This window comes from Microbacterium saperdae (assembly GCF_006716345.1).
In the GTDB taxonomy this organism is placed as follows: domain Bacteria; phylum Actinomycetota; class Actinomycetes; order Actinomycetales; family Microbacteriaceae; genus Microbacterium; species Microbacterium saperdae.
In genome coordinates this window covers 664110-690091 of record NZ_VFOX01000002.1, presented here as the reverse complement: position 1 = coordinate 690091, position 25982 = coordinate 664110, and the positions used below count along the sequence as shown (strand labels likewise).

Annotated in this window: 28 protein-coding genes; 15 read left to right on the top strand and 13 right to left on the bottom strand. The window is 68.9% G+C overall.

Annotation, left to right across the window (positions count from 1 at the left end; genetic code table 11):
* Positions 1-18: 18 nt before the first annotated feature.
* Together FB560_RS17925 and FB560_RS17920 are read left to right on the top strand one after the other, a co-directional pair.
* Positions 19-729 carry a Pr6Pr family membrane protein gene (locus FB560_RS17925; protein ID WP_229672988.1) on the top strand — a complete coding sequence of 237 codons (711 nt, stop codon included), beginning with the start codon at positions 19-21 and terminating at the stop codon, positions 727-729.
* A 33-nt stretch (positions 730-762) separates the two neighbouring features.
* Positions 763-1110, top strand: a complete 348-nt coding sequence (locus tag FB560_RS17920) for a hypothetical protein (RefSeq protein WP_141874071.1) — start codon at positions 763-765, stop codon at positions 1108-1110.
* A gap of 50 nt (positions 1111-1160) precedes the next feature.
* Here FB560_RS17920 and FB560_RS17915 read toward each other — a convergent pair whose 3' ends face one another.
* From FB560_RS17915 to FB560_RS17905, 3 genes are all read right to left on the bottom strand, one after another.
* Entirely contained in the window at positions 1161-2519 is a 1359-nt protein-coding gene (locus FB560_RS17915) for a flavin monoamine oxidase family protein (RefSeq protein ID WP_141874070.1), read from the bottom strand.
* 127 nt (positions 2520-2646) lie between these two features.
* Complete coding sequence (locus FB560_RS17910; RefSeq protein WP_141874069.1) at positions 2647-3624, bottom strand: SRPBCC family protein; 978 nt, start codon at positions 3622-3624, stop codon at positions 2647-2649.
* Between the two features lie 2 nt (positions 3625-3626).
* Positions 3627-4052, bottom strand: coding sequence for an ArsR/SmtB family transcription factor (locus FB560_RS17905; protein ID WP_229672986.1), 426 nt, complete (start codon positions 4050-4052; stop codon positions 3627-3629).
* 148 nt (positions 4053-4200) lie between these two features.
* Here FB560_RS17905 and FB560_RS17900 point away from each other — a divergent pair, with 148 nt between their 5' ends.
* Positions 4201-4953 carry an SDR family NAD(P)-dependent oxidoreductase gene (locus tag FB560_RS17900; RefSeq protein WP_141874068.1) on the top strand — a complete coding sequence of 251 codons (753 nt, stop codon included), beginning with the start codon at positions 4201-4203 and terminating at the stop codon, positions 4951-4953.
* 469 nt (positions 4954-5422) lie between these two features.
* Positions 5423-5947, top strand: a complete 525-nt coding sequence (locus FB560_RS17895; RefSeq protein ID WP_141874067.1) for a MarR family winged helix-turn-helix transcriptional regulator — start codon at positions 5423-5425, stop codon at positions 5945-5947.
* Between the two features lie 32 nt (positions 5948-5979).
* On the opposite strand, the gene FB560_RS17890 is transcribed toward FB560_RS17895, so the two are convergent.
* Positions 5980-7203 (bottom strand): MFS transporter, encoded by a 1224-nt coding sequence (locus FB560_RS17890; protein ID WP_141874066.1) that lies wholly within the window; start codon positions 7201-7203, stop codon positions 5980-5982.
* 108 nt (positions 7204-7311) lie between these two features.
* Between FB560_RS17890 and FB560_RS17885 the strand changes: the two genes are divergently transcribed.
* Complete coding sequence (locus FB560_RS17885; protein WP_141874065.1) at positions 7312-8883, top strand: SDR family oxidoreductase; 1572 nt, start codon at positions 7312-7314, stop codon at positions 8881-8883.
* Between the two features lie 15 nt (positions 8884-8898).
* On the opposite strand, the gene FB560_RS17880 is transcribed toward FB560_RS17885, so the two are convergent.
* Together FB560_RS17880 and FB560_RS17875 are read right to left on the bottom strand one after the other, a co-directional pair.
* Positions 8899-10605, bottom strand: a complete 1707-nt coding sequence (locus FB560_RS17880; protein ID WP_141874064.1) for an ABC1 kinase family protein — start codon at positions 10603-10605, stop codon at positions 8899-8901.
* Positions 10606-10650: 45 nt separating this feature from the next.
* Positions 10651-11241: a PadR family transcriptional regulator gene (locus FB560_RS17875; RefSeq protein WP_141874063.1), complete on the bottom strand. Its 591-nt coding sequence runs from the start codon at positions 11239-11241 to the stop codon at positions 10651-10653.
* Positions 11242-11395: 154 nt separating this feature from the next.
* Between FB560_RS17875 and FB560_RS17870 the strand changes: the two genes are divergently transcribed.
* Positions 11396-12985, top strand: a complete 1590-nt coding sequence (locus FB560_RS17870) for a glycosyltransferase family 2 protein (protein ID WP_141874062.1) — start codon at positions 11396-11398, stop codon at positions 12983-12985.
* Positions 12986-12996: 11 nt separating this feature from the next.
* On the opposite strand, the gene map is transcribed toward FB560_RS17870, so the two are convergent.
* Positions 12997-13770 (bottom strand): type I methionyl aminopeptidase, encoded by a 774-nt coding sequence (gene map / locus FB560_RS17865; protein ID WP_141874061.1) that lies wholly within the window; start codon positions 13768-13770, stop codon positions 12997-12999.
* 69 nt (positions 13771-13839) lie between these two features.
* On the opposite strand from map, the gene FB560_RS17860 reads away from it, so the two are divergent.
* On the top strand, positions 13840-14124 hold the full coding sequence (locus tag FB560_RS17860; protein ID WP_141874611.1) for a helix-turn-helix domain-containing protein: 285 nt from the start codon (positions 13840-13842) through the stop codon (positions 14122-14124).
* 16 nt (positions 14125-14140) lie between these two features.
* Here the strand turns inward: FB560_RS17860 and FB560_RS17855 are convergent, their stop codons facing one another.
* Entirely contained in the window at positions 14141-14479 is a 339-nt protein-coding gene (locus FB560_RS17855) for a YciI family protein (RefSeq protein WP_141874060.1), read from the bottom strand.
* Between the two features lie 140 nt (positions 14480-14619).
* Here FB560_RS17855 and FB560_RS17850 point away from each other — a divergent pair, with 140 nt between their 5' ends.
* Both FB560_RS17850 and FB560_RS17845 read left to right on the top strand, forming a co-directional pair.
* Positions 14620-15108 carry a DUF2975 domain-containing protein gene (locus tag FB560_RS17850; RefSeq protein ID WP_141874059.1) on the top strand — a complete coding sequence of 163 codons (489 nt, stop codon included), beginning with the start codon at positions 14620-14622 and terminating at the stop codon, positions 15106-15108.
* On the top strand, positions 15108-15317 hold the full coding sequence (locus tag FB560_RS17845; protein ID WP_141874058.1) for a helix-turn-helix domain-containing protein: 210 nt from the start codon (positions 15108-15110) through the stop codon (positions 15315-15317). Before FB560_RS17850 ends, FB560_RS17845 begins: the two co-directional genes overlap by 1 nt.
* Before the next feature lie 5 nt (positions 15318-15322).
* Here FB560_RS17845 and FB560_RS17840 read toward each other — a convergent pair whose 3' ends face one another.
* Both FB560_RS17840 and FB560_RS17835 read right to left on the bottom strand, forming a co-directional pair.
* Positions 15323-16666 carry an HNH endonuclease gene (locus FB560_RS17840; protein WP_141874057.1) on the bottom strand — a complete coding sequence of 448 codons (1344 nt, stop codon included), beginning with the start codon at positions 16664-16666 and terminating at the stop codon, positions 15323-15325.
* Positions 16667-16891: 225 nt separating this feature from the next.
* A complete protein-coding gene (locus FB560_RS17835) occupies positions 16892-17197 on the bottom strand; it encodes an ArsR/SmtB family transcription factor (RefSeq protein WP_141874056.1) in 306 nt (101 codons plus the stop codon).
* Between the two features lie 82 nt (positions 17198-17279).
* On the opposite strand from FB560_RS17835, the gene FB560_RS17830 reads away from it, so the two are divergent.
* Complete coding sequence (locus FB560_RS17830; protein WP_141874055.1) at positions 17280-18518, top strand: MFS transporter; 1239 nt, start codon at positions 17280-17282, stop codon at positions 18516-18518.
* A 38-nt stretch (positions 18519-18556) separates the two neighbouring features.
* Here the strand turns inward: FB560_RS17830 and FB560_RS17825 are convergent, their stop codons facing one another.
* Both FB560_RS17825 and FB560_RS17820 read right to left on the bottom strand, forming a co-directional pair.
* Entirely contained in the window at positions 18557-19060 is a 504-nt protein-coding gene (locus FB560_RS17825) for a hypothetical protein (RefSeq protein WP_141874054.1), read from the bottom strand.
* A gap of 79 nt (positions 19061-19139) precedes the next feature.
* Positions 19140-19640 (bottom strand): hypothetical protein, encoded by a 501-nt coding sequence (locus FB560_RS17820; protein ID WP_141874053.1) that lies wholly within the window; start codon positions 19638-19640, stop codon positions 19140-19142.
* 231 nt (positions 19641-19871) lie between these two features.
* On the opposite strand from FB560_RS17820, the gene FB560_RS17815 reads away from it, so the two are divergent.
* The 5 genes from FB560_RS17815 to FB560_RS17795 are packed head-to-tail and all read left to right on the top strand — an operon-like array spanning position 19872 to position 24848.
* Positions 19872-20819 carry a nucleoside hydrolase gene (locus tag FB560_RS17815; protein WP_141874052.1) on the top strand — a complete coding sequence of 316 codons (948 nt, stop codon included), beginning with the start codon at positions 19872-19874 and terminating at the stop codon, positions 20817-20819.
* A 33-nt stretch (positions 20820-20852) separates the two neighbouring features.
* A complete protein-coding gene (locus FB560_RS17810) occupies positions 20853-22151 on the top strand; it encodes an ABC transporter substrate-binding protein (protein ID WP_141874051.1) in 1299 nt (432 codons plus the stop codon).
* A 5-nt stretch (positions 22152-22156) separates the two neighbouring features.
* The gene (locus FB560_RS17805) at positions 22157-23119 is read left to right on the top strand and encodes a carbohydrate ABC transporter permease (RefSeq protein ID WP_141874050.1); all 963 of its coding nucleotides are present in this window, start codon (positions 22157-22159) and stop codon (positions 23117-23119) included.
* Complete coding sequence (locus FB560_RS17800) at positions 23116-23952, top strand: carbohydrate ABC transporter permease (RefSeq protein ID WP_141874049.1); 837 nt, start codon at positions 23116-23118, stop codon at positions 23950-23952. The genes FB560_RS17805 and FB560_RS17800 overlap by 4 nt, the downstream gene beginning before the upstream one ends.
* The gene (locus tag FB560_RS17795; protein WP_141874048.1) at positions 23949-24848 is read left to right on the top strand and encodes a ribokinase; all 900 of its coding nucleotides are present in this window, start codon (positions 23949-23951) and stop codon (positions 24846-24848) included. The genes FB560_RS17800 and FB560_RS17795 overlap by 4 nt, the downstream gene beginning before the upstream one ends.
* 25 nt (positions 24849-24873) lie before the next feature.
* On the opposite strand, the gene FB560_RS17790 is transcribed toward FB560_RS17795, so the two are convergent.
* Complete coding sequence (locus FB560_RS17790; RefSeq protein ID WP_141874047.1) at positions 24874-25890, bottom strand: LacI family DNA-binding transcriptional regulator; 1017 nt, start codon at positions 25888-25890, stop codon at positions 24874-24876.
* Between the last annotated feature and the right edge of the window lie 92 nt (positions 25891-25982).

The window sequence follows — 25982 nt, the reverse complement described above, 5'->3', positions numbered from 1 at the left end:
GGCGGAGGCGACGCAGCGGTGACGGCGCGTACCGTCTTCGGCCTGCTGCGGCTGAGTGCGGCCGCGCTGTGCCTGGTCGCTCTCATCCATCGGCTCGCCTGGGGCCTGGCCTCGTACACGATCGCGAGCCAGAACTTCTTCGCCTACCTGACGAACCAGTCGAACATCATGTTCGTGGTGCTGCTGGCCGTCGGCGGGGTCATCGCCCTGCAGCGCGACCGTGATCCGCGCTGGCTCACGGTCGCTCTCGCCATGGTGCTGACCTGGACGATCACGGCCGGGCTCGTCTTCGCACTGCTGGTCTGGCAGGCGGGCATCCGCGGCATCCGCATCGACGTGCCGTGGTCCGACCAGGTGCTCCACTTCTGGCTCCCGGCGTGCACCGTGATCGCCTGGGCGCTCGCGCCGGGGCACCGCTCCGTGCCATGGCGCGTGATCCCGGCCACGCTCGTGTATCCGGTGGTGTGGGGTGTGTTCACGATGGTGCGTGGGCCGCTGATCGGCTGGTATCCGTACTATTTCCTCGATCCGCGACAGGTGAGCGGACCGGCCGAGTTCCTCGCGTCATCCGGCATCGCCCTTGCGACCTTCGCGGTCGTCGCGACGGCACTCGTGCTGATCAGCCGGATGCCGGTGCCGAAGCGGTTGCGACTCGAGGAGCCCGCGCCGCCACCGACGGAAGAGCTCCCGCGGGAGCACGCACTGGCGGGTTCGACCGGTCGGCGGTAGTGCGGCGCGGCGGGCCGCATAGACTTCCACACCATGGACATGGTCATCGTGCTCGCGGCTCTGCTCACGGTCGTCGCACTGCTGGTGGTCGGCATATCCAAGGTGGCGGCCGCCGCCGCTCGCCGAGGATCCGTCTCCCGGGTCGTGAGCCGCTGGGTGACCGGGCTCATGGTCGCCGGTCCCGGTCTCGCCGTCGTGTGGCTCCTGTACGGCCAGATCCAGGCACTCCGCGACGATGTCTCGGCCTACGACCGCGAGATGGTGGTCGCCACCCTCATCCTTCTGTCCTTCGTGATCTGCTGGACCGCAGCGTTGCTCACGTTCGCGATCGGTGCCGGCGCGCAGGCCCTCCGGCGCCGTCACACCCCGGACTATCGCTGACGTCAGAGATCGGGCTCTCCGCCCGAGCGCGCACCGTCGTCAGACGCGCCTCAGGCGTAGACGGTGAGAGAGGCCAGCGCGGCCTCCAGCGCGGCCTCGTCGTCGAGCGCCGCGAAGTCCTCCGCTGCCTTGCCGCCGACGATGCCGACCAGCACGTTCTCGCCCGTCGCCGGACGCAGGTTCACCCAGGTGCGGATCATCGCGTCGCCGCCGACCGTGTGCCAGAGCGCGGCATCCGACTCTCCGAACGGCTCATCGAACCGCAGCCAGATCGTCTCGATCGCACCCATGCCGAGGGCCGTGATCGCACCGCGGTTGGCGAACGGGAGCGGCGGATCGAACTCGAGTCCCTGCTGCTGCAGAACCCCCAGCGGCACGGTCACGACCACGCGGTCGAACGACGATGCCTCGCCGGTGCCGAGGCGCACGCTCACGCCGCTGTCGTCGTAGGCGAGACCGGCGACCGGAGAGGAGAGTCCCACCCGCAGACCGTCGAGCGCCTGCTCGACGAACGGCACCAGGGTGTCGCGCGCCGCCATCTGATCGCCCTCGACGAGCGCCGGCGGGAACCAGCTCGAGAGCAGATCGGCATCGGCTCCCGCGTGCGTGGCGAGGAAGGCGAGCAGCGCCGCGGTCGCGGGATCGGCGGGGTCGCCGCCCGCCTCTGTGAGCGCCTCGGCGATCGTGACGTCTTCGGGCGCGGTCTGCGCGGCATCGATCGCGGTCTGCAACGGCTCGGCGCTGACCGGATCGACCTCGCCCTCCGGCGAGAGCCACTGCGCACCGGAGAGGTCGACCACACCGATGTCGCGCGCGCTCAGTCGGTCGATCAAGTCGGTGTCATCCGCGGCGAACAGCCACGCGCCGAGCTGGACCGGCATCGGCCAGGAGTCATCGGAACGGGAGTGCACGCGACCGCCGACGCGGTCCCGTGCTTCGAAGACCGTGACCTCCATGCCGGCATCCACGAGTCCGGCGGCTGCCGTGGCACCGGCGAGACCGGCGCCGATCACGGCGATGCGCTCCCCGCGCTGCGCCCGCTCGCGGATCTCGTCGACCACGCGCTCACCCGAGCTGATCGCGCCGCGCATGGTGCCGGGGGCGTCTTCATCCGTGGCCTCGCCGGCGAAGAAGAGGCGGTCCTCGACCGATGCCGCCAGCGCCGCGCGGGCGCCGGCGAGCGCGCCGACCGGGGTGAAGCTCGCCGCGCCGCGGGCGAAGGGATCGGTGGTCCACGAACTGCGCACGCTGCCCGCCGGAACCGGGACGTCGCCGTTCGGCTGCGGCTCGCGCGTGCGGGTGGGCGTCGGCGACGGGGCGGGATTCGGCTCCGGGGTGCACGAGGCGAGCAGCACCGACATCGCGCCGGCGCCGGCTCCCAGAAGCAGAGTGCGGCGCGTGATCCTCATCGTCCCGCCACTTTATCCCGCTTGGCCCGTTCACCACTCCTCAAGAACCGCTCTCGAACCGCCCCTACATCGCAGAAACCGGCCGATCCGCGAGCGGATCGGCCGGTTTCTGAGGAGTTGCGGACGGTCAGACCGTGAGCAGCCCGGTCTCGAGCCGTGCGTACGACGCCTCCATGCCGTCGGCCATGCCGGTGGCGAGGATCATGTCGCGCGTCTCCTTGTCGGGGTACTCGATGAGCACCGTGATGAGGGTCGCGCCGTCCTCCTCGTAGAGGTTCAGGTCGTTCAGCGTCTCGGTCGGCTGGCCCTGCATGCGCTCGGTGGTCACGGCACGGCGCGGCTCGTCGAAGATCAGCACCTCACCCTCGAAGCCGAACGGCTCACCCTCCGTGTCGCCGACCGGGGCCCAGGAGTTGCGGTAGGTCTCGCCCGGCACCGTCGCGACGACGCACTCGGTCATCTCCCACCCGTCGGGTCCGAGCATCCACTGCTTGATGAGCTCGGGCTCGTTGTACGCGCGCCAGACCAGCTCGCGTGAACCCTCGACGAGCCGGGTGATGCGCACGTGAGTGTCGTCGAGCAGCTCGACCGTGGTGCCCTTGCCCTGCGCGTAGTCGCGGAGGTCCTGCAGCACGGCGTCCAGCTGGCTCATCGCCTGCTTCGTGCCCTCGACCGCACCCATCTGCACGACCTGCTCCAGCGCCTCGAGAGAGGTGAAGTAGCTCGTGTTGACCATGCGCGTACCGGTGTCGGACGGGGCGAACGTGAATGTCATCCGCATCGATGGCAGATCAGGGTTGGGGTTTCCGTCCTCATCGGCGAACGCGTCGAGCACCGTGAACGTGCGCGGGCCGTCGATCTCGAGGAACTCCCATGTACCCGAGGCCTTCTCTCCGCGGGGTCCGTTCATCGTGTAGTCGGCCTTGCCGCCCACCGTGTGGTCCCACTTCGTGAATGTGGCCGGCCATCCGGGAGGACCCCAGAAGCGCTCGAGCTGCTGCGGATCGGTGTAGGCGTTCCACACGCGCTCGACGGGTGCGGCCAGGTCGGCGATGACCGTCATGGTCAGGTTCTCGGTGTCAGTGATGACGTCAGTGACAGGCATTGTCAGTCTCCTTGTTCAGTGCGTGGGTCGGTGGTGTCGTCGTGGGTGGGCTGGGTCCCTGAGCCGCCGTGGGTCCCTGAGCTCGTCGAAGGGGCGGGCTCGGCCAGCAGGTCGTCGAGTCGGGCGATGCGCGACCGCCACAGCTCTTCGTAGCGGGCGAGGAGCGCCCTGGCGCGGGCGATCATCTCGGGATTCGCGCGGACGAGCCGCTCGCGTCCCTCGGCGCGCTTGACGATGAGGTTCGCGGCCTCGAGCACGGCGACGTGCTTCTGCACCGCGGCGAACGACATCTCGTATTCAGCAGCGAGCGTCGAGACGGACTGCTCCCGCTCGATCGTCCGGCGCAGGATGTCACGCCGGGTCGACGTGGCCAGTGCGTGGAAGACACGGTCCACCTCCGCTTCGCTGAGTTCTCTTTGTGCAACCATTTGGTTGTACGTTATGCCTCAGCGGACGTGGTGTCAAGATATTCATTCACGCGAATCCATCCCCTCCATCCGGGCGTAGGGTGGAAGGAAGGACGGACCGTCCGAGAAGATCTCCCGGCACCGTGACCGCCCGGAAGTGGAGTCACTCGTGGCTCAGTACGACGTCTCAGACCGCTCGGCGATCGTGACGGGAGCGGGGAGCGGAATCGGACGCTCGACTGCCCTCCTGCTCGCCGCGAACGGTGCGGCCGTGGTCGTGAACGACCTGAACGCGGACCACGCGAACGCGGTCGTCGAGGAGATCCGGGCCGCCGGGGGCACCGCCGAGGCCTCCGTCGGAGATGCGACCGACGCGGTCTGGATCGCCTCCTCCGTCGAGCTCGCGAACACCCTCGCCCCGCTGCGCATCGGCGTCAACAACGCGGGCATCGGCGGCGCATCCGCCCCCACCGCCGAGTACGAGGACGAAGCCTGGGACAGGGTCATCGCGATCAACCTCAACGCGGTGTTCCGCAACATGAAGGCGCAGATCCCGTCGATCCTCGCGAACGGCGGCGGCTCGGTCGTGAACATCGCGTCGATCCTCGGCAGCGTGGGCTTCGCGAACTCCCCCGCCTACGTCACCGCCAAGCACGGCGTGGTCGGCATGACCAAGTCCGCGGCGCTGGAGTACTCGGCGCAGGGCGTGCGCGTGAACTCGGTGGGCCCCGGCTTCATCGACACCCCGCTGCTTGCCAACATGGGCGCCGAGGCGAAGGACTTCCTGGTGAGCAAGCACCCGATCGGACGCCTGGGACAGGCCGATGAGGTCGCGAACCTGATCGCCTTCCTCGCCAGCGATGCCGCGAGCTTCATCACCGGCAGCTACCACCTGGTCGACGGCGGCTACACCGCCCAGTGACACCGGGAACCCGGTTGCGAAGCCCCAGCTTCCGCAACCGGGCTCCTTCATTCGGGTGAGACGCAGGAAGTCGGATGTCCCTTGCTCATCCGACGTCCTGCGGGTACCCCGCGTAGCACGGGACGCGAACATGCAGCACGCTGCAGCCGTCGCCTTCCCACGGGCGCGACCCGAACGCGTCCTGTACTGCGCCGCGACGAGCGCCTTCCCGATCGCCGCAACCCATAGACGGCGTGCGGGAACAGGCGCGTGTCGTCTTCCGGGTGTCTGATGGTCTTTCCTCGCGTGAGATATGCCGAGTAAATCTAGTATCTAGATTATCTAGTCACATTCTCGAAGTCGATTCCACGCACTTCGAAAGACATCTGACGCAGCCCCCTGCCAGTGCGACAATGGATATCCGCCGGGGGGCATCGAGGGCGCCTTTTCGAGTCGGGACCAGCGACATGCGCAAGCGGGACGAACGGTGATGACGCCACAGCGGGACGAGTTCTCGCGCTCCGGCTACTGGTACCCGGAAGGCGACTCCGCCCAGACCATCGACGTGCTGAACATGCTGCGCCGATACCGCGCCGCCGAGACCGCCATGCGGGCACGCACTCGCGCCTCCATGGGCATGAACGAGACCGACCTCATGGCCCTGCGCTTCCTGCTGCACGAGCAGCGCGCCGGACGGCTCGTGCGGCCGATCGACCTCTCCCGCGTCCTCGACATCTCCACCGCATCGACGACCACGCTGATCGACCGACTCGAGAGGGACGGTCACGCGCGACGCGAAGCACACCCTACCGACCGTCGCGCCGGGGTCGTCGTCCCCACGGACAGCAGCGATGAAGAGGTGCAGGCCACGCTCGGCGCCATGCACCGACGGATGCTGGCGTACGTCGACAGCCTCTCGGACCACGACCGCGCGGTCGTCACCCGCTTCCTCGCCGGCATGAGCTCGGCGGTCGAAGAGGCCTCCGACCGGGACCCCGGCGTCGACCCGAGCTGATCGCCCGACGCAGTCCCGACGCCGTCCCGCGACTACCCCCGCGGCTTCCGCTTCTCCAGCACGCCCGCGAGCGCGACCGCGACCAGAGCCGCGACCGGCGCCACGAGCAGTCCGGCCCGCAGGCTCTCGGTCTCGGCGATGTAGCCGACGAACGGCGGGGACAACAGGAACCCGAGGCGCAGCAGCCAGGACACGATCGTGAGGCCGACGCCCGGTCGCAGCCCCGGCAGCTCGTCGGCGGCGTGCATGGCGGCGGGGATGAGCGTCGCGATGCCGAAGCCGACCGCCGCGAACCCGAGGATCGTGCCGGGGACAGAGGGGAACGCGAGCGCCAGGCCCATGCCGACGGCCGCGATCAGGCCGCCGACCCTGGCGACTGCGCGCTGCCCGAACCGATCGGTGAGGCCGTCGCCGATCAGGCGTCCGATGAACTGCGCACCGACCAGGGCGATGAAGCCGAGCGGGGCGATCGCGGCAGCGGCTCCGAGGGATTCTCCGAGATACAGCGTCGCCCAGGAGTTGCCCGCGTCCTCCGCCACGGCTCCGGCCATGGCGATGATCGTGAGGGCGATGAGGACGAACACGGTCCGCGGGCTCATGCCCCGCCGCAGGGTCTCCCCCAGCTCGGCCGGTTCGGCGACGGCATCCGCCTCGACCTCGTCGTCGCGACCGGGGAGGCAGAACCGCAGCGCGACCAGCGCGACGATGCCGAACACGGCCGTCGAGATGCCGAGGTGCACGCCGAGCGGCAGCTGCAACGCGATCGCCACCGCCGCCATGCCACCGCCGAGAACGGCGCCGATCGACCAGATCGCGTGGAAGGAGTTGATGATCGAGCGGCCGTAGCGGCGCTGCACCCGCAGGCCGTGCGCGTTCTGCGCGACATCGGTGATGGCGTCGGATGCACCACCGATCAGCAGCGCGGCGGCGAAGAGCAGTCCCGACGGGGCGAGCGCGGCAGACAGCAGGCCGAGGCTGGTGAGGATCGTGCCGATCACGGCGATGCGGGCCGAGCCGAACCGGCGGATCAGCACCGCGGCCAGAAGTCCCGCGGCGATGGCTCCGGCGGGGAATGCGGCGATCGCGAGGCCGTATCCGACGTTGTCGAGTCCGAGCGCGGACTTGATCTCGGGGTAGCGCGGGAGGATGTTCGCGAACAGCGCCCCGTTCGTCAGGAACAGCGCCGAGACGGCGAGGCGCGCGCGACGTGTCTGCCGGTCGGGCGTGAATCGTCGAATCGATTCGATTGAAGTCATGAGTACGATCGTACGGCCCCGCGGCGCCCGCCGCGAACATGCCTAATGGGCCGTGCCGACGCGCGCAACCCCGTATCGCCGCCCGCCACCCGCGCCTACTGTCGAGACATGACCGAGCTCACCCAGCCCACCGGCCGCGAAGAAGAGCTGCGCGCCGTCCCGCGCGACGACGGCAGTGCCCCCCGGGCCCTGGTCCTCGGCGCCACCGGTTACATCGGAGGGCGGCTCACTCCACGGCTCCTGAACGCCGGATACCGGGTGCGGGTCCTCGCACGCGATGCGGCGCGCGCGGCATCCTTCCCCTGGGGCCCGGACTGCGAGATCGTGGAAGGTTCGGCGGACGACGCGGATGCCGTCGCAACGGCCATGGACGACGTCGACGTCGTGTACTACCTGATCCACTCGATGACCGCGGGCAAGGGCTTCGAGGAGAGCGACGATCGTGCGGCCACCACGGTGGCCGAGGCCGCCAAGGCTGCGGGCGTCCACCGCATCGTTTACCTCGGCGGGCTGCATCCCGAAGACGCGAAGCTGTCTCCGCACCTGCGCTCCCGCGTGCAGGTCGGCGAGACGTTCCTGCACTCCGGCGTGCCGACGCTCGTGCTGCAGGCGGGCGTCGTGATCGGATCGGGCTCGGCGTCGTTCGAAATGATCCGGCACCTCACCGACGTGCTGCCCTACATGCCGGCGCCGAAGTGGGTGCGCAACCGCATCCAGCCGATCGCCGTGCGCGATGTGCTGCACTATCTTCTCGGCGCGGCCAGGGTCGACGCGGATGTGAACCGTGCTGTCGACATCGGCGGACCCGACGTGCTCCGCTACGGACAGATGATGAACGGCTACGCGGTCGAGGCCGGGCTCCCCCAGCGCGCGATCGCCGCGCTGCCGGTGCTCACCCCCGGCCTGGCCTCGCACTGGGTGAACCTGGTGACCCCGGTACCGCGGTCGATCGCCCGCCCGCTCGTCGCCTCGCTGCAGAACGAGTGCGTCGTGAAGGACCATGCGGTCGACGAGCTGATCCCGCCGCCGTCCGGCGGCCTGACCCCCTATCGCACCGCCGTGGCCCTGGCGCTCGGACGCGTGGATGCCGACACGATCGAGACGAGCTGGCAGGATTCCGAGGTCTCCGGCGCACCCAGCGACCCGCTGCCGAGCGACCCCGACTGGGCCGGCCGCACGGCGTTCACCGACGCGCGCTCGCTGCAGACCTCGGCATCCGTCGACGACCTGTGGCGCGTGATCGTCGGCATCGGCGGCGAGAACGGCTGGTACTCCTCGCCGTTCCTGTGGGCCGTGCGCGGGTGGATGGACCGACTGGTCGGCGGAGTCGGACTGCGCCGCGGCCGCCGCAGTCGCACCGCCGCGCGCGTGGGCGATGCGATCGACTTCTGGCGGGTCGAAGCGGCGTCGGCACCGGGCTCCGGCGACGAGCAGGCCGGGCTGCTGCGCCTGCGCGCCGAGATGAAGGTGCCGGGATCCGCATGGCTCGAGCTGCGCGCGATCGCCGAGGACGACGGCGCGCGATACGAGCAGCGCGCGGTGTTCTTCCCGCAGGGTCTGAGCGGACGCCTGTACTGGCTCGCCGTGCTGCCCTTCCACGGGTTCATCTTCGCGGGGATGGCCGCCCGCATCACGGCGGCCGCGGAGGGTGCCGATCGGGTCGACCGCACGCGGGACTGACGACGCCGCGCGTGACTAGCGTGGTCCGCGCCGGCCGACCCCCGCGAACACGGAGTGCAACAGCGGCAGGGCCGAGGCGCAGATCAGCGTGATGCCGAGCGGAGGCAGCGGAGTGACCAGCAGCGCGCCACCCACGAGCATCGCGGCGAACAGCACACCGGAGGCGATGCGCCGCGCGATGCCTTCAAGTCGGTCGAGCCGGCGCTCCAGGCGGGAGGTGTCGAACGACACCGTCCCGTCGTCCACGCGGCCGATGATGTCGTCGATGCGCTTCGGCAGCCGCATCGTGATGCCGGCGGTCTCCATCGCCCGCGAGGCGAAGGCCTGCACCACATTGCCGGTCTCGTCGCGGAGCAGTCGTCCGGCGTAGGGTTCGGCGGCATCCCACACGTTGAACGACGGGTCGAGCCCGCTGCACATGCCGGAGGTCAGCGAGACCGCGCGGATCAAGAGCAGCATGTTCTCGGGCAGCTGCAGTGGGAGGGAGCGCACCATGTCGCCGAACTCGTCGGCGAAGTCGCGGAACTCCCGCGGGTCGACCGTGGCCAGTTCCGCGAAGCCCATGCCGCCGAAGCGCGCGAACAGCGCCTTCAGCGCACGTTCGAGCTCGGCCGTGTCGGCGGAGGGCAGCAGCACGCCGATCTCTTGCGCGGCGGCGACGAGCCCGCGACTGTCGCGCGCGGCGACGGCGATCAGGAGCATGCGCAGCCCGTCGCGCAGACTGTCGGGCACCTCGGCCATCATGCCGAAGTCGATGAAGGTCAGGCGCCAGTCATCGGCCTGACTCCCTGAGTCCGCCGAAGGGCCCGGCGTCACGAAGATGTTGCCGGGGTGCGGATCGGCATGAACGAAGCTGTGCGTGAACACCTGGTCGAACATGACCTCGGCGAAGACCTCGGCGACCTGGGCGGGGTCGATGCCGGCGGCGCGGAGGGCTTCGGTGTCGTTGATCTTGATCGCCGTGACATCCGAGAGGGTGAGCACGCGACGGGTCGAGCGCTCCCAGACGATCTCGGGGGTGTCGACGCGCGGGTCGTCGGCGAAGTTCTCGCGGAAGCGCTCGGCACTCGCGGCTTCGTGGAGATAGTCGATCTCCTCGAGGCTGGTCTCGGCGAACTCCTCGACGAGCGCGGGGGCATCGACGCGGTCGGCGACCAGACGCACGCGGGTCAGCCACCGGGCGACGCGGCGGAGGGCGGCCAGGTCGACCGCGACGATCCCGTCGATGCCCGGCCGCTGCACCTTGACCACGACGTTCTCGAGTCCGGTGTCGGCGGCGTCGAGTTCCGAGAGGCGGGCGCGGTGCACCTGCCCGAGGGATGCCGCAGCCACCGGGGTCTCGTCGAACCAGGAGTAAGCGCGCGTGAGCGGGATGCCCAGCTCGGCCTCGGCGACCACGCGGATGTCGGCGAACGGCACTGCAGGCACCTCGTCCTGCAGCCCTTCGAGCTCGGCCGTGATCTCGGGAGGCAGCACGTCGAGGCGCGACGACATGAACTGCCCGACCTTGATCATGAGACCGCCGAGCTCGATCGCGAGCGCGTGGAAGCGGCGAGCGAACTTCTGCATGCGCGGGCCGCGGGTGCGCTCTGCGAGCGAGCTCATCCCGAATCGCGGGAGGACGAGCTCGTACCACCAGATCTTGACGAATTCCCGCGCCGCGAACGACAGGATGCGGCGGTAGCGGGCACGATGGGCGCCCTGCGCCGCGGCATCCGTCATCGCGTCATCCTCTCGCCGCTCCTCACCGGATGCCGCACTGCGCGATCAGTCCTGGGCGAGGATCGAGTACAGCCTACGGCGGGCCTCGTCGAGCACCTCGATGGTGGCCTGCACCTGCTCCGGACTTCCGCTGCGACCGACCTGGGCGGCAGCGGCGGCAAGGTCGACTCCGGCCTTGGGCAGCGCGTTGAACCGGGCGCTGTCGCGGGACTCGCCGGCACGGTGGCCGGAGGACTCCCACGGAGCCGGGGTGTCGGCCGACTCGGCGGCGACATCGCGGCCCGCCTCGGTGAGCGAGTAGGTCTTGCGACCGTTCTGCTCTTCGGCCTCGATCAAGCCCTCGTCGGCGAGCAGCTGCAGGGTCGGGTACACGGAGCCCGCGCTGGGCTTCCACGATCCGCCGCTGCGCTCGGAGATCTCGTTGATGATCTGGTAGCCGTGCATGGGCTTCTCGGCGAGGAGCGATAGCACGGCCGAGCGCACGTCGCCGCGCGCCATGCGCGAGGCGCCGCCCGGACGCGGGTCGAACGACTTGCGGAGCTGATCCATTGCTTCGAACAGAGCGGATGCCGGACCGCCGGCGCCGGCTCCGAAGCCGGATCCGCCGAACGGGTTCGAGGGGAATGCGTTGTTCATGGTGACCTCCCGTAGCTGGGTAGCGATACTCAACGATATATCGTTAGCCCTGTGGGTGGGGTGGGAATCCGCCCCCGGGCGTCCCGCTGGCATGCATGCATGAGACGGAATGGCAAGCCCCGTGTGACGCACAAGAACTCATGTTTTACTCCGAATGGTGTCCCCAGAGCCTGAACAGCAAGAGCCGTCCGCGTCCGTCCGAGTGAGTGTGGTGGTTCCGGTGTTCCGTCCCGGTCCCACCTTCGACGACCTGATCGCCTCGTTCGATCGGCAGACGCTGCCGGTCACCGACTTCGAAGTCCTCCTGTGCGACGACGGCTCCGGTCAGGAGACACATGCGCGACTGACGGAGGTCGCACGCACCAGGGCGAACGTGCGTGTGCTGGATCTGCCGCACTCCGGATGGCCGGGAACGCCGCGCAACCGCGGGGTCGAGGCCGCCCGCGGCACGTATGTGCAGTTCGTGGACCAGGACGACTGGTTGTTCGACGGTGCGCTCGAGAAGCTGTGCGACTACGCCGACCTGCACGGGTCGGATGTCGTCGTCGGTCGCGAGGTCGGGATCGGGCGCGACCTGCCGTCACGGATCTTCCGCCGCGACATCCCGCGCGCGACGCTCGGCGAGGACCCGCTGCTGGAGATGCTCACCCCGCACAAGCTGTTCCGCACGTCTTTTCTGCGCGCGAACGACATCCGCTTCCCCGACGGGAAGGTGCGGCTGGAGGATCACCTCTTCGTCATGCAGGCGTACTTCGCGGCCGACACGATCTCGATCCTGGCGAGCGAGCCCTGCTACGCCTGGGTCAAGCACCCGGGGAGCGCCAGCTCGTCGCGCATCGATCCGGAGTCGTACTTTCCACACCTGGAAGCCGTGCTCGACCTGGTCGACGCGCACACCGAGCCGGGTCGGCTGCGCGACCGGCTGCTGCGGCACTGGTATCGCGGGAAGATCCTGAAGCGTCTCGCGGGCCGACGGATGCGGAAGTACCCCGCCGCCTATCGCGAGCGCCTGCTCCGCGTCGTGGCACCGCTGGTGCAGAAGAGGTTCGGACCGGGAGTGGACGGCGGGCTCGCGTTCCCCCACCGCATCCGCTCTGCCCTGCTCCGGGCGGGTCGGTGGGAGGACCTCGTGCGCTTCGCGATGTTCGAGACCGACATGGAGTGCCGGGCAACGGTGACGTCAGCCGCCTGGTCGCGTGGCGGTGGGCTCCACCTCACGCTGCGCGTCACGATCACCCACGACGGTCACGATGCCCTGGTCTTCGAGACGACGAAGACGGGCGCTGAGCGGCTCGTGTCCGCAGCCTGGCTCGCGGACCTGCCCGGAGACGCCCTCCTCGCCGGCCGCGAGCTGCGCAACGACCGCGTCGATCTCGTCCTGTCTGACATCGTCTCCGGAGAGTCGGGCGCGAGCGAACGAGCGCTCGCGACGCAGCGACAGCCCGACCTGGGTGCCATCACCGTGACGATCGACCCGCTCAAGACCTTCGGGCCGACGGATACGCTGCGGAGTGCGCGCCTCACCGCGAAGATCCGCCGTGCCGGGTGGACCTTCGACGTTCCCGTGCACGCCGATCCCGATACGCTCGCCCGCGCCGGCCGCTCGCCGTTCCTGGCCGGCCGCAGGTGCGAACTCGTCGCGACGGATGACGGAGGCGTCGAGCTGCGGCGCGAGTGGCCCGGAGGGCGCCTGAGGGACTCCGCCGGTCGTGCGATGCGACGCTGGCGCGCGCGGCGGAAGTAGGTTCGCGGTCGTCAGGCCCGCGGCAGCGTCAGGATCTCTGCGCCCTTCTCGGTGATCGCGATCGTGTGCTCGGTGTGCGCGGTGCGGGCGCCGGTCGCGCTGCGGAGGGTCCAGCCGTCGTCATCCGTCACGAGCTCGTCGGTGTCGGCCATGACCCACGGCTCGATCGCGAGCAGCAGGCCGGGGCGCAGGATGTAGCCGCGGCCCGGGCGTCCGTCGTTCGCGATGTGCGGGTCCTGATGCATGGTCGAGCCGATGCCGTGCCCACCGAACTCGAGGTTGATCGGGTAGCCGGCTGTGCGCAGCACGGTTCCGATCGCGCGCGAGATGTCGCCGATGCGCGCGTTCGGGCGGGCGGCGGCGATACCCGCGGCGAGCGCGCGCTGGGTCGCATCGATCATCGCGAGATCCTCGGGCGCCTGGGTCTCTCCGACCACGAAGCTGATCGCCGCGTCGGCCGAGATGCCGCGGAGTGTGACAGCGAGGTCGAGCGTGAGCAGGTCGCCGTCGCGGAGCGCGTAGTCGTGCGGCAGGCCGTGCAGCACTGCGTCGTTCACGGCCGTGCAGATGTAGTGGCCGAAGGGTCCGCGGCCGAACGAGGGTGCGTAGTCGACGTAGCAGGAGACGGCACCGGCATCCTCGATCATCTGCTTCGTCCACCGGTCGATGTCGAGCAGGTTCACGCCGACGGTGGCGCGCTCCTTCATCGCCTGCAGGATGGTGCCGACGAGCGCACCCGTCTCGCGGGCACGGTCCAGTTCAGCAGCGGTCAGGATCTCGATCATGGGGGTTCTCTCCGTGGGTACCGAAAACTATCCCGGTAATACTATCCCGGTATTAGTATGGGCATCATGATGGTCCGGATGCCGCTCACTCCCGCCGAGCTCGAACGCGGCGAGCGCCTGGGCGCCCTGCTGCGACGCGCACGCGGCGAGCGGTCGATGCTGAGCATCGCGCTCGATGCCGGCGTCTCCCCCGAAACCCTGCGCAAGATCGAGTCCGGCCGCGTGGCGACGCCCGCGTTCTCGACGATCGCCGCGATCGCCGGAGTTCTCGAGATCTCGCTCGACACGCTCTGGGCCGAGATCGGGACGGATGCCGTCGGCACCGCGACCGGTCGGGAGCGGATCGCCTCGTAGCCGAGGTCCGCTTGGGTCAACTGTCCGGATCGAAGGCGAACTCGCGCAGCTCCTGCGCGCACCGGCACGCCTGAGCGATCTTGTGCGCCCATTCGACGGCGTCCTCGCGTGTCGGAAGTTCGAGCACCGTGAAACCGCCCGTGAGCTCGCTGCCCGGGTACGTCGTCTTCTGCACGGTGCCGTCGACTGCGATCAGCACGGGGTCGATCTCTTCGGCGATACCTCCGCCGAAGACGTACACACCGGCGGCCTTGGCCTCGGCGATCACGGCGTGGGACTCGGCGACGACGGTCGGGAAGTCCTCTTCGGCGACCACCATGGCTTCACTCGGAAAGGAGATGAGGAACTTGGTCATACGTCGATGGTGCCGCGCGGGCGGATGCGAGGCAATGGGGTTGCGTCGGGGCACCCGGTCTGGCGGCTATCGGGCTCTCGGTTTCACATATCGAACGATTAACGATAGATTACTGCTGTTCTTCGACGAGAGGTGGCCCCATGGGCAAGACGACGATCATCGTGCTGCGGATCGTGATCGTGGTGGCGCTGGTGGGATCGGTCGCCGTGCAGGCGCTCATCGCCCCACTGCTCTGGCTCGACCTCGGCGAGGAGGAGCTCTGGGGGCGGATCGTGATCGTCGGGATCGTCGTGGGCGGAGTGGCGACGATGCAGGTGTTCGCGGTGTGCGTGTGGATGCTGTTGAACCGCGTGCGCCGCGGCTCGATCTTCTCGGCGTCGTCCTTCCGGTTCGTCGACGTGATCATCGGCGCGATCCTGGTGGCGGCGGCGTTGACGTTCGTGCTGGCCGGGGTGCTGGCGCCGGGGTCGATCGCGCCGGGAGTCGTGGCGCTGGTCGGCGGAGCGGGAGTGGTGCTGTGCGGCATGGCACTGCTGGTCGTCGTGATGAAGGCGCTGCTGCGGCAGGCGATCGAGCGCGACACCGAGGCGCGCACGCTGCGCTCCGAACTCGACAACGAGGTGATCTGATGCCCGTCGTCGTCGACATCGACGTGATGATGGCACGTCGCAAGATGAGTGTGGGCGAGCTGGCCGACCGGATCGGCATCACCCCGACGAACCTGGCCGTTCTGAAGAACGGTCGCGCCAAGGCCGTGCGCTTCACCACGCTGGACGCTCTGTGCGAGGTGCTCGAATGCCAGCCGGGCGACCTGCTGCGGTGGGTGCCGGAGGACTGAGCCGGTCACGCGGCGATGTCGAAGCGGGCGCGACCACCCAGCCGTGGCGTGCGCGAGACATCGATATACCCGGGCGGGACGAACCAGACGCGCGCGGCGACACCTGCGCCCTCGATGCGGATCTCCCAGTCGTTGTCGTGGATGCGATGGTGGCACGTCTCGCAGAGCAGCACGCCGTTCGACAGGTCGGTCGGACCGTGATCTCGCTTCCACCATCGGATGTGATGCGCTTTGGTCATCTCGGGTGGCAGCCCGCACATCGCACATCCCCCGTCGCGCTCGACGAGCGCACGTCTCTGCGCCCTGGTGAAAAGCCGCTTCTCACGCCCCCAGTCGAGGATTTCGCTCTCACCACCGAGCACGCAGGGAATCACGCCACCTCCCGCTGCCATCCGGCGGGCCGCCGCGACGCTGATGGGCTGGTCGATGCCGTCGATCGCCGCGGATCCCGCTCCGGACTCCAGTTCGTCGAGGCCGATACGCACGACGACCGTCGCGCCGGCCAGCGGGAGGCGCTCCGCCGTGCATCCGAGCGCGTGGGCACAGAGAACGGCGAGACCGTCGGCCTGGATCATCGCCACCGTGCGGCGATCCACATCCGACGATTCGGGATCGGGAGCTTCCGCCCGTGCAGCGAACGCCGCGGTGACGTACCCGCGAACGGCAGCGACGATCGGAGCCGCGGTCTCGGCATCGAGCTTCGCGTCGAGGTGCAGCATGCCGTTGCGCTCGAACATCGTGAGCGACCGCGCACTCCGCTGTGCGTCGGCGCGTGGCTCCACGCCATCCGGATCAAGCCACGCCTCCGCTCGCACGATGAGCTTGCGGAGGTCGTCGAGCGCAACGCCAGGGGCCGCTTCGGCCAGCATCCGGTCCCCCTCCGCAATGCGCTCCGCGCCGGCCGCGACGCGGCACCGGTCAAGGAGCCCGACGATCAAGGCCGCGGCCTGGGCGCCGATCGCCCCCGAATCGAGTGCGGCGCGCACCGCGGGATACTTGGCCGGTAGGCGCGCCCCCAGAAGGTCGCTGCGCGGGGCCGTGGCCTCACCGACCGCGACCAGCCGTGCGGCGTCGCCGGTCGAGATTCCCACGGCGGCGGCGATGAGCTTGGCAGGGGAACGGTATCCCCGCTGCTTGGCCAAGCCATCGGCGCCGAGTTCGAGTCGAGACTCCCGCGCGATGCCCGCAGCGACATCTGCATGCACGGCATCGAGTTGGCGCTGCAGCGCACCGATCGCCTCATGGACCCCGATGAGCTGATTCCTCGTCAAGTCCAGCGCGTCATCAGCATCTGCCCACGCGGCCTCGAGGCGGAGGACCGCGTCGTGCAGTGCGAGGAGTTTGGGCATGCTCGATTTTACCGCGCGAAAGCTCGACATTCGAAGTTTTGTTCGAATGTATTCCAATACTCCGGCATGCCGCGCGGGGAGCCGGGGAACTGATCCGATCACGACTGGACAGAGTTGAGGCCCTGGTTCGCGCATCCGCCGCGGCCATGTGCGCTTGCCTCGGCCAGATCTGCCGCCTGAGACCGAGCGAGGCGCACAGGGCCGAGCCATGTGCGCAGCGCCGCGCTAGCCGCGGAGCACCGACTCCAGAAGTCCGGGGAACAATGCGTCGAGATCGTCGCGGCGGAGTGTCAGCATCCGTCGGCGCCCGTGGGGTTCATTGCGGATGACGCCGGCCTCGCGCAGCACCTTCATGAAGTGCGACTTGGTCGACTTCGGGAGGTTCGGGTCGGTGGCGTGACAGGCGGCCATGTCGAGCGGGCCGTCGGCGAGCTGGCGCGTGATGGCGAGGCGCTCGGGGTCGCTGAGCGCGAAGAGCACGTCGGTCAGCTGGATCTCGGAGCGCTCCGGGTGCGGAAGATCGCCAGGCATGGTTCGATAATAGTTGAACAATTAGCGGATGGCGAGTACGCTCCGATAGTTCGATGATTCTCGAACCTTATGAGGAGCCGCCATGACCACCACCGCGCCGATCGTCGTGCCGACGGCATCCACGCCCCTTGGGCAGGCCCCGGCGCCGACCCGCCCGCGCGCTCGATTCGGGTTCGTGCTGGCGATCGTGGCGCAGATCCTGATGATGGTCGGGGCGAGTGCGCCGTCGCCGTTCTATCCGGTGCTCGCGCAGGACATCGGGTTCGACGCGATCGTCATCAGTGCCGTGTTCGCGGTCTACGCCGTCGCACTGCTGCTCACTCTTCTCACGGCCGGATCCCTCTCGGACCACATCGGCCGCCGCCCGGTCGCGATCGCCGGGTTCCTGCTGCTGGCAGGGAGCATGATCCTTTTCTGGCACGCGGATGCCGTCGCGGTGCTGTTCCTCGCCCGTATCCTGCAGGGCATCGCGAGCGGTCTGCTGATCTCGGCGCTGTCGGCGACCGTGCTCGACTTCGCGCCCGGCGGTCGTCCGGGAGTCGCCGCCCTCTGGAACGCGCTCAGCCCCGGCATCGGACTCGCACTCGGGGCACTCGCCTCCGCCGTGATGCTCGACGTCAGCGGCGAGGCGCTGCTCGACGTGTTCGCTCCGCTGAGTTCCGCATACGTCGTGCTCGCCGCGCTGTTCTTCCTCATCCCCGAGACCGCGCCCCGCAAGCCGGGGGTGTGGGCGTCGCTGAGCTTCCGCCTGTCGATCCCCTCCGAGATCCGCGCCGACTTCTGGCGCGGAGCCCCTGCCGTGATCGCGGGCTGGGCGACCGGCGGACTGTTCCTGTCGCTCGGCGCCAACATCGTGCGCGGCGAGCTCGGCGGCGAGGCTCACGTCTGGCAGGGACTCGGCGTCGTGCTGCTCGCCGGAGTCGGCGCAGTGACCGCGTTCGTGCTGCGGAAGATCGCCGCCCGGTCGATGGTGCTGTTCGGCACCTCGGCCCTCGCCGTCGGCACCCTGCTGTCGCTGATCGCGCTCGGGGTGGAGTCGCTGCCGTTCTACCTCGTCGCCGCCGCCGTCACGGGCATGGGCTTCGGCACCGCGTTCTCGGGAGTGGTCGGCTCGCTCGCACCGCGCATCCCGGCCACCCAGCGCGCCGACACCTTCGCCGTCATCTACCTCCTCGCGTACCTGGCCTTCGGCGTTCCGGCCGTGGTCGCCGGAGCACTCGTGGGCGTCGTCGGACTCGAGGCCGTGTGCGTCGGGTACGGGGTCGTCGTGATCGCGCTGGCGGCGGTCGCGTTCGGGCTGCGGGTGCGGGCGGGGCGGTAGGCGGGGCGATCAACCCGGGTTGATCTGAGGCGCCCGCTTCAGGGGCAGCTCTCCTTGATCGCGATCTCGGTCGATGTGAACGCGTCATACGTCGTTCCTCGGATGTCGTAGGTGACACGGATCTTCGACGCCGTTCCGTCCGATGCTCCGATGCGGGCCGCGATCACGATCACGCTGACGCTGTCCCCCGGCTCGACCACATACCCGGCAGGGTCATCCCGGTTCGACCAGCCTTCGGAATCCTCGTCCTCGGGGAAGAACGTGCCGAAACCCACCTGACCCTCGCTCAGCGGCGCTACGTACGCACTCGCCAGGCGGAGCCCGTCAGCATCCACGAGATCGACAGAGGCGATCGTTGCGGAAGCGTCGCCGGCGAGCAGGCCGGCAGCGCCGAATCCGATCTCGCGGTCGGGATCACCAGGAACGCAGTATGCCCCGGGATCTCCGCCGATCTGCAGGGGACCCCCTCCCGGCATCCCAGAGCATCCGGTGACGCTGAGGACGATGGCGAGGAGAGTGGCGACGGCGCGTGGTGCGCGCACGCTCTCATCTCGGCAGGAAGCGGTCGCCGACGCTCTCACTGCGAAACCATCCTCTGCTCGGCCTCGCCTCACCCCGGACTCAGGACTCGGTCATGGGCGTGACGTCGACGTCGATGACGCCGAACGGGAACGGGCTGAACACGGAAATGGAGCCCGAGGAGAACTGGTCGAGCGGGATCAGACTGAACCACACCACCGAGACGATGACCGCGACGACCACGAGCGCACCGACTCCGATGGCGGCGCGGTCCAGCGTGCGCAGGGCAGTGGGTTCGTCGGATGCCCTCAGCACGCGGCCGAGAGCCAGCAGGACGATCAGCGCGATCCCGACGTAGACCAGAGGGCTGGGACCGAGCGTCAGCTGGACGCACGGGAGAGCCTCGTCCACCGGCTGGCCGGACGCATCGATGAAGCCGCCGTTTCCGTCCACGCCGCCCGGGCAGTACCCGGAACTGGCGACCATGAACATCGGGTAGACCAGGGCGGCGACCACCGCGAGGATCAGAACCCGTCGAATCCTCGCGATCACCGGGGCTCCGGCGAGTGCGGAGGTCTGCGGTGGGGTCTGAGCGAGTGACAAGACGGTCTCCTTGGAGGTCGGTCGTCCCATCATGGCGCAGGTGCGGACGGGGTGGAAGGCCTGACTCGCGGACCATCGCTCAACTACGGTCCTGACATCCGTCCTCCTCCCGAAGAAGCCGCATTCAACTCGAGTAGATTGCATCTTGCAACCCGTTATCTACTCGAGTAGCATCGCGGTATCAGCACCATTCTCGAGACCCACCCGAGGGTCCCGTCGCGTAAGGAACACATGAGCCAGTCACCGCTGACGGCAGACCGCAACCTCGGTCGTCCGTCGAGAGAATTCGTCCTCGACACCGACATCGGCACGGATGTCGATGACCTCCTCGCCCTGTCCATGATCTTCGGCTCGCCGGAGCTCGACGTCGTCGGGGTCGCCACCGTCTACGGCGATGTCGGGCTTCGCGCACGAATCGTCGCTGCCACGTACCACGCGGCTGGTCTCACGCCTCCGCCGATCGCCGCCGGCAACGCGGAGACGCAGTCGGGTCGCCCCGTCTGGTGGCCGGGCCACGAGGGATCGACCATCGCCGACCTCGACGGCCACGTGTTCGATTCCGCGCTCTCCGCTATCGACCTGCTCGGCGCGAGCGCCACGGTCGTCGCGATCGGCCCGCTCACCAATGCGGCCGCCGTCACGCGGCAGCCAGGTCATCGCGTGAGCCAGGTCGTCATCATGGGCGGCGACTTCCGCCGCGAGATCGTCGAGCACAACATCAAGTGCGACATCGATGCCGCACGTTCCCTCTTCGCATCTGGCGTCCCGGTGCTCGCCGTCGGCCTCGAGCAGACCGAGCGCGTGCGCCTCGGCAGCGACGTCCTTGCACGCATCGGCGCGGCCGGCCCACTCGGCGCCATGGTCGCGGCCGAGATGACCAGGTTCTGGGCATTCGCCGAGCAGGACTACAACGTCCCGCACGATCCGATCGCCGTGCTCACGCTCGCCCGCCCCGACCTGTTCGAGATCGCAGCCGGAACGGTGACCGTGACGCCCGAAGGCCGCACACTCTTCGAGCCGGACCCCGACGGCCTCCATTCGATCGTGACGGACATGGACGTCGACGCCGTCGGCACCGCGATCGTCGATCGCATCCTCGCCGCGGCGGACGCCTCCACCGAGACCGCATCGATCGACACGACAGTCGGTCCGCGCGCGTCCGCTTCCACCCCTACCTGACACCTGCATCACACTCAACGAGGAGACCAGCACATGCACACGAACCCGATGCGTGCGACCGTCGTCGCCGGATTCACCATCTTCGCCCTCGCCCTGACCGGTTGCGCGGGCGGCGAGTCTGCGGGCGGCGACAGCGACGGCGCGGTGACGCTCACCTTCGCCAACGCCGATCCCGCAGAGACCTGGACGCCGGTGATCGAGGCGTTCCAGAAGGAGCACCCGAACATCACCGTCAAGCAGCTCAACATCCCCTACGCGCAGTACACGAGCACGATCAACCAGCGTCTCGGCGGCGGAGGCGGCGGCATCGACGTGATGGTCGTGGATGCCGGGGGCGGGCTGCTCGACTGGACGAACCGCGGCTTCCTCGCCGACCTCAGTGCTCTCAAAGAGGACGCCCTGGCGGCATCCGTATCGGAGAGCATGGTCACGGCGCGCGAGGTCGATGGCACACTGCGCGCGATCGAGCCCTGGACGACGTCGCAGTTCCTCTACTACAACGCCGATCTGCTCGCCGCAGCCGGAGTGGAGCCGCCGTCGACCGACCCGAGCGATCCGTGGACGTACGAGGAGCTGACGGAGGCCGCCCGCACGGTGCAGGATTCCGGAGTGGCCGAATACCCGTTCCTGTTCGACCAGTGGGACTCGTACTACCAGCTGCAGATGCTCGGTCGATCCGCCGGAGGCGGCGACGGCATCGATGATGAAGGCGTCGTCGACTTCTCGAACGACGGATGGCAGCGCGCGCTGACCTGGTACCACAGCCTCTTCGAGGAGGGCCTGTCTCCGCGCGGCATCACGAACGACAAGAACGGCGCGCTGTTCCAGACGGGCAAGGCCGCGTTCATGATCTCCGGCCCCTGGGGCGTGGCCGTGAACGAAGACGGCGACATCGCGTGGGGCATGGCTCCCGCCCCCTACTTCGACGGTGGCGAGCGGGCGACGGCGACGGACTCCTGGGGCGTCGCGATCGCCGAGAAGTCGGAGAACCAGGACGCCGCCGAAGCGTTCCTCCGCTACATCACGATCGACGCCACCGGCAACGCCCAGTCCGCTGAGGTCGCCGGTATCGCTCCCACCACGAAGGACGCGTACGCCCAGTACGCCGAGCGGGTCAGCAGCACGGCGGGAGAGTCCTCCGCGCCGTTCGGCGACATCATGGAGTACCAGCTGCAGGACAACGCGGTGCACCGGCCGGTCGTCGTCGGCTACAGCGTGTTCGAACCCGGGGCCAACCAGATGTTCTCCGACATCCGCAACGGGTCCGACCCGGCGGAGCGTGCGGCGCAGGCCGACAAAGAGATCACCGAGCAGATCGCCCGACTGAAGTAGGACAGATGAGCACCACGACGCGAGAGCGTCGGGCGGGAGCGGCGGGACCCACGGGTTCCGCCGCTCTCCGAACCCCCGACCGCCGCACACCCACCCGGCGCAGCCGCGCCGCACGCACCACAGCCATGGCGCTGCTCATGCTCGCCCCGGCTCTGCTGGCGCTGTTCTTCCTGCGTGTGCTCCCGATGATCACGGCCGTCGGGCAGAGTTTCCAGAGCACGTCGCTCGCCACGGGCACCACGTCGTTCGCGGGCATCGAGAACTACGCCTACCTGTTCACCGACCCCGGCTTCCACGCCGTGCTCGGCGTGACCCTGCTGTTCAACCTGGTCCTGAACCCGGCGATCGTCGTGCTGTCGGCGGCACTCGCCCTGCTGACCGTGCAGAACGTCCCGCTCGTGGGGCTGTGGCGTTCGCTCATCTTCGTTCCCGCGGCGGTCCCTGGTGCCGTCGTCGCGCTGATCTGGTCGACCGCGCTCCAGCCGGACGGTCTCGTCAACAGCATCCTGGAGACGATCGGCCTGCCGCCGCAGCCGTTCCTCACCTCGGCCAACCAGGCCGCGTTCTCGATCGGGATCATGGTCACCTGGGGCGCGATCGGCTACTGGATGATCTTCATCATCGCCGGCCTCAAGGACATTCCGGAGAGCCTGTACGAAGCCGCGGCACTCGACGGCGCCGGATGGTGGCGACGGCTCTTCGCCATCACGCTGCCGCTGCTGAAGCGGCCGATGTCGTTCGTGCTGATCGCCTGCACGGTCGGCTCCTTCCTCGTCTTCGCGCCGGTCCAGGTGCTCACCAAAGGGGGCCCGAACGGCGCGACGAACTTCATCATGTACGACATCTACAACCGGGCGTATCTGCTGAACGATCTGGGCGTCGGGCAGGCCGAGGTCGTCGTCCTGATGCTCCTGCTCTCGATCATCGTCGCCATCCAGTTCCGTCTGCTTCGCGAGGAGAAGTCATGAGGCGATCCAGGGGCGCCACGATCACGCTGTCCATCGCAGGAGGCCTGATCGCCGTCGCGATCTTCCTGCCGCTCTGGTGGGTGTTCGTCTCATCGACCCGACCGGGCAACACCTACGTCGACAACATGACGCCGCTGTCGTGGCTGGCGTTCATCCCCTGGGGCGGCGAGCTCACCAACTACACGGGCCTCCTGAGCGGACCGTTCGTGCTCGGTCTCTTCAACAGCTTCTTCGTCGCCGGGGCGACGATCCTGTTCGGACTTCTCATCGCGATCCCCGCCGCCTACGCGCTCGCGACCATGCGGTTCCGCGGGCGGGGCGTGGTGTTCAGCTTCATCGTGATCGTGGCGATGATCCCGTTCGACGCGATCGCGATCCCCCTCTCCTCGCTCTTCCAGGGGTGGAACCTCTCCGATTCCTACGCGGGGCTCATCCTTCCCGCGCTCGCCAACGGGTTCGCGATCTTCGTGCTGCGGCAGTTCTTCCTCGGCATCCCGTCGGAGCTCATGGAAGCCGCGGAGATCGACGGCCTGGGCACCTTCGGCACGCTGTGGCGCATCGTGCTCCCGTTGTCGAAGCCGGCGCTCATCGGCGCCGGCATGATGCTGTTCCTATCGCAGTGGCAGGCCTACCTGTGGCCGCTGCTGATCGGCACCTCTCCGGAACGCCAACTCGCCCCGATCGCGCTGGCGAACCTCAGCACGATGTTCACGGTCGATCTGGGACAGATCATGGCCGGGTCCTTCGTGCTCAGCATCATCCCCATGATCCTGCTGCTGTTCTTCCAGAAGCAGTACACCGAATCGCTCTCGACGACAGGACTCAAGGGATGAACGCACAGATCGTCGTGGTCGGATCCCTCAATCTCGACCGCACCTACTCCCTCGGTCGCCTCCCGCGAGAAGGGGAGTCGCTGCATGCCACCGGCCATGCGGTCGCCTCCGGCGGCAAGGGTGCCAACCAGGCGGTCGCGGCGTCCCGGCTCGGGGCGGACGTGCGTCTGGTCGGAGCTGTCGGAGCGGATGCCGCCGGCACGCTGCTGCTCGATGCGGTCGCCGAGTCCGGTGTCGATGTGACGGGCGTGCACCGGCGGGCGGGTGACGCGACCGGCGAGGCGGTGATCTTCGTCGATGACGAGGGCCAGAACCTCATCGTCATCTCCCCCGGAGCGAACGCCACCGTCACCGCCGACGACGTGGTGAGCGACGACGCAGCCTGGGTTCTCAGCGGGTTCGAGATCCCCGACGAAGCCGTGATCGCCGCCGCGCATCTGGCGCTCGCGGCACACGCGCGCTTCGTCCTCAACCCGTCGCCGTACCGCCGCATCCCCGACGCTCTCGCCCATTCCATCGACGTGATGGTCGTCAACGAGCACGAACTGATCGACGCCCTGGGTACCTCCGTCGACAGCTCCTCCGACACCGCGCTGCTGCAGGCACGCGCCCGACTCGACGTGCCGGCTCTGGTGGTCACGCTCGGAGCCGACGGCGCGGCAGCAGTCACCGCATCCGGCGTCTTCCGTGCGCCCGGCCGCGTCGTGACCGCGGTCGATACGAGCGGCGCCGGAGACGCATTCACCGGCGCTCTCGTCGCGCGACTCGCCTCCGGAGACACGCTGGAGTCGGCGACCCTCTTCGCTACTCAGGTCGGCGCCCATGCCGCCACACGGCCGGGCACGCAGTCGTCGTACCCGACGAGCGACGAGCTCGACCGATGGCTGCGGGGCTAGCCGCGCGTGTTGCGCTCTGCAGCGCTCACTGCTGATCGTGAGCGCAGCCGCAGGACGACCGGATCACAAGAGACACCGGAACGATCGATGACTCGACCTGCTGCGATCCGACCACCGCGTCGAGCGCGGCCGCGGCGAGCGCGGCGATCGGCTGTTCGACGGCGGTGAGGGGCGGATCGCTGAAGACGGCGTCATCCGTGCCGTCGAACGAGATCACGGCCAGGTCTTCGGGCACGCGGATCCCGCGCTCACGCGCAGCAGCCAGCAGCCCCAAGGCCTGAACATCGGAGGCGACGAACACCGCATCCGGATGCTGCGCTCCCGCGAACAGCGTCCGTCCCGCCTCGAGTCCCCCGGCGCGGGTGAACTCCGAGCGGACGAGGAGCCCGTCGTCGGTGTCGAGGCCGAGTTCCGCGCACTGGTCGTGCCAGCCCCGGACTCGCTCCTCGGCACCGGGCAGCCCTTCGAGGCCGCCGAGATGTGCGATGCGCCGACGTCCGTGCCCGGCGAGGTGTTCCACGGCCATGCGAGCCCCGCCCACGTTGTCGACGATGATCGACGTCTGGCCGGGACGCGTGCGCTGCCCGAGGAACACGGTGCGGGTGCCGCGTGCGTCGATGACGGATCCGGGCTCGAGACTCGTGATGATGAGGCCGTCGATCTGATGGCTGACGAGCGACTCGATCTGTGCGCGCTCGCGTTCGATGTCATTGTCGGCGTCGCCGAGCAGAAGTGCGTAGCCGGTCTCGAAGGCCTGGTTCGACAGCTCGCGCGCCAGCGCCCCGAAGAACGTGTTGCTCACGTCTGGCACGACCACCCCGACCGCTTGCGCGCGGCGGAGCTTGAGCGCCCGCGCCACGGCGTTGGGCCGGTAGTCGAGCTGTGCCATCGCGGCCTCCACCCGCTCGCGGGTGGAGGCCGCGACCGGACGGGGTCCGTTGTTCACGACGTAGCTCACCACGGCCGCGCTCACGCCCGCCATCTTCGCCACATCGGTGCGGGTGGCGGGGCGGGGGGCCGCGTTTTCGTGAGGGAGTGTCATGGGGCGCTTTCTGCTGGGGAAAAGGATAGCCGTTGGTCAGGGCTCGGACGTGTGCGGGGCCGACTCGGCGACGGGGTCGGCCCCGCAGCTGC